Below are 7,215 nucleotides of genomic sequence, written 5' to 3'. Positions count from 1 at the left end.
GGGGGAAAAGGTAGAGATAGCATCAAAGCCTTACCTATCGGTATTACTTTGTTCCACGAAATCACCAGGACAGCTTAGATGCGGTGGTGGACTTGGTAAATCGTCTGGATAGTTCAGAAGCTTTTTCTGTTCCTTTATTTGATACGAAAAGCAATAGGGGAATGGTAAATAAAAAGCTCCGTGATGATATGATTTCTGCTATCTCTAAGTGTAAATCGATCATCCATTTTTCTGATCCTAGAAAAGCTCAAATCACCGATACCCTCAATGAAGCTCGTCGGGTAGTAAAAACATTTAATGAGTATCAAAGCGTGGTTAATCTTGATCTTGAATTATTGAGTGATAGTTTAGGTGAATTAAAAAACTTATCGATAGCGCTTATGCAGAGGGCAAAATGAAAAAGGGAAAGTTGTTTTTAATGAAAAACCAAAGGAAAGAAAACACTTGGATATTTTATGTGCCAATGTGGTTTCTTTCCTTTTTTATTTGGAAGAAATTCATTTTAAATAAAAAGGGAGAGATATAGATGAACAAAATCCAAAAAATTAAGAAAGCATTGAACAAAAAATATTATGAAAGAGAAAACGAAATTGAAGCCATGTTGACAGCTATTCTTGCGCGGCAGCATGTGCTTTTAATCGGTCCAGCTGGAACAGGTAAGTCAGCCCTTTCAGCCGAGCTTTCCAAAATTATAAAGGACTGTAACTATTTTCAGTGGCTTCTCACTCGCTTTTCTACCCCAGAGGAATTGTTCGGTGTACTGAGCCTGACCGAGTTAGAAAAAGGTATATATAAACGTAATACAACTAGTAAACTGCCTGAGGCTCACTTTGTCTTTTTAGATGAAATTTTTAAAGCGAATTCAGCCATTTTGAATAGTTTACTAACGTTAATAAACGAGCGTTTATTCTATAACGGTGAAATACCTATAAAATCACCTTTGATGTCTGTTATCGGCTCTTCAAATGAATATCCCGATGAGGGAGAAGGATTGGAAGCATTGTTTGATCGATTCTTGTTGCGTTTTGAAGTGAAGTATGTGAATGACACCCAAAATTTCATTTCTATGCTACAGGGGAACACCGATCATATAGAGATTCCTTCTATGACCATGAATGAATTGTTGGAGTATCAATTTATGACCGATATGATGAACATACCATATGAAGTGTATCAGATTTTGGTTGAAATCCGTTTGGACCTTTTAGATGAAGGGATTCGACCATCTGACCGGAGATTCAAACAGAGTTTGTCACTCTTGAAAGCAAAGGCATTTATGGAGGGAAGACAGCAGGTTGAGCGCAGTGATATTATGCTGTTACAAAACACGTTATGGGAAACCATTGAACAAAAAGACGTAACCGTACAAATCGTGAAAGAGAATGCACAGGACAAGTTTCAAAAGTTAATTGAGGACAGAAAACAAGAAGTAAATGAATTACAAACTTCTATAAATAGAGATTCTTCAGTAGAAGAGAGGATAGAGGTTCGAAATAAACTTTTAGCCATTCAAAATGAATTGGATGAAGTCTATAAGCAGCAGCAACATCCGATGATTCCAGAACTAAGTGCGAACATCCGAGGATTTGCAGATGAAATAGCTAATAATATTCTGAATGTGTGAAAAAACAAAAAACAGCCAGAGATTAGATTTTCTCTGGCTGTTTTTTAAATAAATTTAGAAAGGAAAGATAATAAATGGACCTTATGAATATTAAGAATTTAAATCGAAGAGAGAGAGTATATAACAATCCGACGGTCAATGCTGATTCATTCGATAAAAGGCAGTTTAATAGTTTGCTAAGTAAATCTAAAGGACTACAGGAATTGAAAAGTAAGGGGGATATGGTGTTTCCGTTGTATTCTCAATTAATGGGAGATATTTGGAGCACCTTTTATAAACACCAACCACAATTGTTAGAAGAAATACCAGAAGAATTAACATCAAATCAAGCCTATATACAAACAATCATGAAAAATGAAGAATTTGAGGAGTGCAGGAAAAATACAAAGTTTGATGAAGTTTCTTCAGCCCTTTCAACGATTTCTTTTGGTAATAAGGTATTGGAATGGATTCAAAACCCACAACTTGAAGATAAAAACTTTAACCAAGCTATTCATCAGGCTTTGAAGGCTCAACAACAACAGAAACAAATAGAACAACAGTCTGAAAGGAATCAGTCAGACCAACAAAAAAAGGAGCAGGAAAACGCTGAACAGCAATTGAGACAAAGCATGCAGCAGTTAACTGAAAAACTTCAAGAAAAACTGAATGGTTCGGGCCATCAACTTCAGTCTATGTTGAAAAGTTCGGTGGCTGAAGCAAAGGACAGTAAAGATAAGATGGAAAAGCTTATTAGTGGAATGGGGCAAGGCGATGGTAAAAGTGAAATGGAAAGAGTCCCACTTAAGGAACGATTTGAATTAGCTGAAATGCTACAAAAAAGTCCAAATATGAAAGAGATTGCTGATTGGGCCGACCGGTTTACGAAGATTGCTCGTGCTAAACAGAAGCATTTACATCGAGATTCTATTGAACGTAGTGGCGTAACGATCGGAAATGAAGTAGATCGTTTACTCCCAATTGAGCTTTCTAATCTGGTTATGCCACAGGCGAAGGTTGATTTTATTAGGCGTTTTGCAGAGGGACAGACTATGATGTTTGATAAAAAAGGGAAGGACAAACTAGGGAAAGGGCCGATTATTTTATGCTTGGATCAATCTGGATCTATGAGAAAGTTAGATACTCAAAGTAAAGGGTTTGCTCTTGCTTTGATGAGTATTGCAAAAAAACAAAAAAGAGATTTTGCATTAATCACGTTTTCTATAGGTGCGACAACACAAATATTTCACAAGGGGAATAATACCACTAAAGATCTTATTCAATTAGCTGAAAGTTTTTTAGGCGGTGGAACAAACTTCTACGCCCCTTTGAGACAATCATTGTTACTTATTAAGGAAAGTCAATTTAAAAAAGCTGATATTGTGTTTGTGACAGATGGGCAAGCCAATCTTCCAGATGAATTCATTGAAGAATTCAGGCGTACAAAGGATAAGAAAAAGTTTGAATGTCTTTCCGTTTTAATTGGCAGGGAAGCTGATGTTCAAACAGTTCAGAAGTTCTCTAATCGAGTGATTAATGCTAATGACTTTTTGGCAGCTGATGAAGTATTTAGCATTTAAGACATATTAAAATTTTTAAAATCCATTCAGAATTTATAAAGACTTCAGTATTATTCCCGAGGTCTTTATAAATTTTTGTTTTTAATGTTCTAACGGACATCGTTAGCTTGAAAATGGCCCTTGGAGTGATATGATTTAATTGTAATCGAGATTGTTGATACATTCAATGTGAACCTTGATGAAGTAAACGCATCACTCGTTTTAACAGGCCGCTAGTCTTCTGATTCAACTAGTTCATATACAAATTTAATTAGTCTAAATACAAACGGTAATGGACAAGTGACAATTAAAGAAGCAAAAGCAGCAGGTTTTAGTATGCCAATAACGAGTAATCCAGTGTTAAATTTAGGTTAGTTAGGTTGAGTGATTGACACTGTATGTACCATACATTATATATATGTCTAAAATATGTGGTACAGTAGTTCAAAATAAGAAAGAGCCATTAAAATGACAACTCTGTTTTTCTGCGACTGTACACAGGTAATAGGTAGTTTATTTAAAAAAGAAGGAAGTCAAAAAGCACACCATCAGGTGAACTTTTCTCTTTTTTATTATAATTAATCCCAGTTTTTAGAATGTTTCTTTATTAAAGCAATCATACTATTGATTGATGGAGAGAGCCACTTGTCCTTATGGTATGCAAGGAACGTAGAAATAGCCGGATGTTCTGGTTCTACTTCCTCTCCATGTAATTTCTGACTTTCTAATTCTTCTTTCACTGAAAAATAGGGTACCAATGAAATCCCTAATCCACTTTTAACACATTGTTTAATTGCTTCAATACTCTGGAAATCTAAACTTCCTTTCACATCCATTTGTTTAAATTTTATATAGTAATCAAAAACAGACTTATAACTACATGATCTTTCCGTATATAAAACAGTTCTTGAGTTTTCTTGCTTTGGAGGGCTTATTAAAACCATTCTTTCTCTTTTTAAAATTTCACAGTTAAGCTCGGGAAGAGACCAATCATCTTTTTCTAATATTAGAGCTAAATCAATGTCCCCATTTTGAAGAGTTGATGTAACCTGATAATTTTCTATTGATTTGAGTGAAAGGTTAACTTTTGGGTAAGACATTCTATATTCGAGAAGAATAGATGGAATCCGACCGATAGTAAGTGATTCCGATATCCCTATGGTCAAATCACCTGTTGGTTCATCACTTGTATTTAATGCTTGAGAATATAGTTCTATTATCTTCACAGCATAAGGAAGGAAATGATGACCATATTGAGTTAAAATAACTTTTTTCCCTAAACGATCAAATAATGGTTTTCCTACCTCTTCCTCCAGTTCTTTAATATGAGCTGTTACAGAGGACTGGGCGTATCCAAGATGTTCAGCTGCTTTTTTAAATCCTCCTTTCTCCACAATTGTCTTTAGAGTTATTAAATGACGAAGCTCCATGAAATTACATCCTCCATTAATTATCGATTTTGCTGAATTAAATGTTCATTTATATCTATTTTACTAAACTAAGCTGGTGATTTACACTAGGACGGTACACAAATACAAAAGTCTGTTTAATGTAATTAGTTTCCACCTTAAAAGGGAGGATATGTTATACATGCAACACGGCTTAAATAATAAATAAGAGGTAATAAGCATGACGGTAAAGATAAAGGTGTATTCAGACTATGTATGTCCTTTTTGTTTTTTGGCAGAAAATCCTCTGGAAGAAGCAATAGAAGGAAAAGACGTGGAAGTAGAATGGATGCCGTATGAGCTACGTCCATATCCAAATGAAACATTAAAGCCGGAAGGTAATTACTTACAAAATACTTGGAAGCAATCAGTTTATCCAATGGCTGACCGAATGAGGATTGATATTGTTCTTCCAAAAATTTCTCCTCAACCCTATACTCACCTAGCCTTTGAGGGTTATCAATATGCAAAGGAAACAGGTAAAGGGAATGAGTACAATGACAGAATGCTTCGTGCCTTTTTTCAAGAAGAACAAGATATTAGCAACATCAATGTTCTAACAAAGTTAGCTGGTGAAATAGGGTTGAATGAAAAAGAATATAAGGAGGCTTTAACAACAAGAAGGTACAAAGATGCACATAAAAAAGCATTGAAACATGCTTATGAAGAAGCAAATATTACTGCCGTTCCGACGTTTATTATTGGTGATACTAAAATTGCTGGGGTGCGTTCTAAAGAAACTCTTGAACAAATCATTAAGAATGAGTTGGATAAACAAAAGCCTCAAATATTAACAGAAGGTATGACTTGCGGCATTGACGGATGTTGATTCATTCAATGAAATGGAAAATACTATATATGCTTTTAATTTGGAAGGAGTTAAATTCATGGCAAATAAAGATTTGTTGTTTGAAAAAGTGACATTAGGTAGTACAACAATAGATAACCGGGTAGGAGTTGCCCCAATGACACGGACAAGTGCTACACCAGAAGGGTGTGCAACCGATCAAATGCTTTCATACTATACGTCATTTGCCCGTGGTGGATTTGGACTGATTATTACAGAAGGAATTTATCCGGATGATAAGTATAGTCAAGGATATTTGAATCAACCAGGCATTGTTTATGATGAACAAGTACAAGCTTGGAAGAAAGTAGTAGATTCTGTTCATCAAGCTGGAGCTAAAATATTTGCACAGCTCATGCACGCAGGAGCACTGTCACAAGGAAATCGTTTTGTGAATGAAACGATTGCTCCTTCTGCTGTTCCGCCAAAGGGTGAACAAATGGAGTTTTACGGAGGAAAAGGAGCTTTTCCAACACCAAGAGAAGCGACAAAGGAAGAAATCACAGACGTAATAAACGGATTTGTGAATGCGGCTAAACATGCCAAAGCAGCTGGATTTGATGGAGTTGAAATTCATGGGGCAAATGGCTATATATTAGACCAGTTCCTAACGGATTATACCAATCAGCGTAAGGATGAATATGGTGGTTCTACAGAAAATCGTTTGCGTTTACTGGTGGAAGTTTCGAAAGCTGTTCGGGAAGCTGTTGGACAGGAATACACCGTTGGGATCCGAATTTCACAAGGGAAAGTCAATGATTACTCACACAAGTGGCAGGGAAAAGAAAGAGATGCTGAGGTTATCTTTAGTCAGCTAGGCCAGGCTGGTCTTGATTTTATCCATGTAACGGAATATGAAGCATGGCAGCCAGCATTTCCACAAGGAGAAGGCACGACCGCAACCGATTCAGCTTTTGGAGATGGTGGAGCTTCACTTGCAAGGTTAGCAAAAAAATACAGCAACTTACCTGTTATTGCGAATGGGCACCTTGAGAATCCGGGAACAGCTACAGAAATGATTGGAAAAGGAGAGGCGGACGTGGTTTCCTTAGGAAAGGGGGCGTTAGCCAACCATGACTGGGTAAACAAGGTGAAAGCTGGGGAACCTATAGCTGATTTCAAGTCGGAAAAGATACTAAGCCCGAATGCTAAGATTAAAGATTTTGAAGCTCAAGTATAGCTGTCATTGTGTATTATAAAAAAATTACATGGTGAGTTAATCCAAAAAGGATTAACGCTTTTTTTGAACTGCTTATTCAACGATCGGGCGCGATTATTGAATAAAGTAAAAGGTTGATAAATATTAGCCATGACTAATATTTATCAACCTCTATTTATATGATTTTTTATGAATTAGGTCTTAAATTTTAAAGCTACAACAAACAGGAATACTTATTTAACTTACAGTTAAAAGTGACGAAGAATATATTTTAGACTCCTCTTTTTCAATCATCATTGTTTCTCTGTATTCTTGTGCTGTCCCAAGTTTTAAAAATTCAACAGGTTTATTGTAACTTTCACGAACAACGTGCTCATTTTCTTTTAAAGAAACACGGAAAAATTCTTTGCGATTATTAACTTTATTAACTCTTTTGTTGTGAAATATTTTATGAAGTGCATTTTCTAAAGCCGGTGCATCCTCTGAAAATATTATTGCATGGACATCGAAAGGAAATGGAACAGAAGCAAAGATAATATTACTATAGAAAAAGCGTAAGCCCGAAATATAAAAATGCGCACCTTTCCGGTACGCATGAC

General features: G+C 35.9%; 6 protein-coding genes and 2 pseudogenes. 6 read left to right on the top strand and 2 right to left on the bottom strand.

Annotated features, from left to right (window positions below; all coding sequences use genetic code 11):
* Positions 1-50 precede the first annotated feature (50 nt).
* From F4V44_RS26585 to F4V44_RS28080, 4 genes and pseudogenes are all read left to right on the top strand, one after another.
* Positions 51-398 (top strand): annotated as a pseudogene (locus F4V44_RS26585) (DUF6744 family protein); the annotation flags it as partial.
* A gap of 128 nt (positions 399-526) precedes the next feature.
* Positions 527-1,624, top strand: a complete 1,098-nt coding sequence (locus F4V44_RS26580; RefSeq protein WP_150442993.1) for an AAA family ATPase — start codon at positions 527-529, stop codon at positions 1,622-1,624.
* Positions 1,625-1,698: 74 nt separating this feature from the next.
* The gene (locus F4V44_RS26575) at positions 1,699-3,183 is read left to right on the top strand and encodes a vWA domain-containing protein (protein ID WP_150442992.1); all 1,485 of its coding nucleotides are present in this window, start codon (positions 1,699-1,701) and stop codon (positions 3,181-3,183) included.
* Positions 3,184-3,312: 129 nt separating this feature from the next.
* Positions 3,313-3,537, top strand: a pseudogene (locus F4V44_RS28080) (DNA/RNA non-specific endonuclease); the annotation flags it as partial.
* A gap of 203 nt (positions 3,538-3,740) precedes the next feature.
* On the opposite strand, the gene F4V44_RS26565 reads toward F4V44_RS28080, so the two are convergent.
* Positions 3,741-4,592 (bottom strand): LysR family transcriptional regulator, encoded by an 852-nt coding sequence (locus tag F4V44_RS26565; RefSeq protein WP_150442991.1) that lies wholly within the window; start codon positions 4,590-4,592, stop codon positions 3,741-3,743.
* A 199-nt stretch (positions 4,593-4,791) separates the two neighbouring features.
* On the opposite strand from F4V44_RS26565, the gene F4V44_RS26560 reads away from it, so the two are divergent.
* Both F4V44_RS26560 and F4V44_RS26555 read left to right on the top strand, forming a co-directional pair.
* Entirely contained in the window at positions 4,792-5,439 is a 648-nt protein-coding gene (locus tag F4V44_RS26560; protein WP_150442990.1) for a DsbA family oxidoreductase, read from the top strand.
* A 58-nt stretch (positions 5,440-5,497) separates the two neighbouring features.
* Positions 5,498-6,637, top strand: a complete 1,140-nt coding sequence (locus F4V44_RS26555) for an NADH:flavin oxidoreductase (RefSeq protein ID WP_150442989.1) — start codon at positions 5,498-5,500, stop codon at positions 6,635-6,637.
* A 216-nt stretch (positions 6,638-6,853) separates the two neighbouring features.
* On the opposite strand, the gene F4V44_RS26550 is transcribed toward F4V44_RS26555, so the two are convergent.
* A partial coding sequence (locus tag F4V44_RS26550; RefSeq protein WP_150442988.1) for a GIY-YIG nuclease family protein occupies positions 6,854-7,215 on the bottom strand: 362 nt, incomplete at its 5' end.

This window comes from Niallia endozanthoxylica (assembly GCF_008710145.1).
In the GTDB taxonomy this organism is placed as follows: Bacteria; Bacillota; Bacilli; order Bacillales; family Cytobacillaceae; genus Bacillus_BD; species Bacillus_BD endozanthoxylica.
Note: the sequence above shows the minus strand (reverse complement) of the source record. Positions and strands in the feature narration are given on the sequence as shown.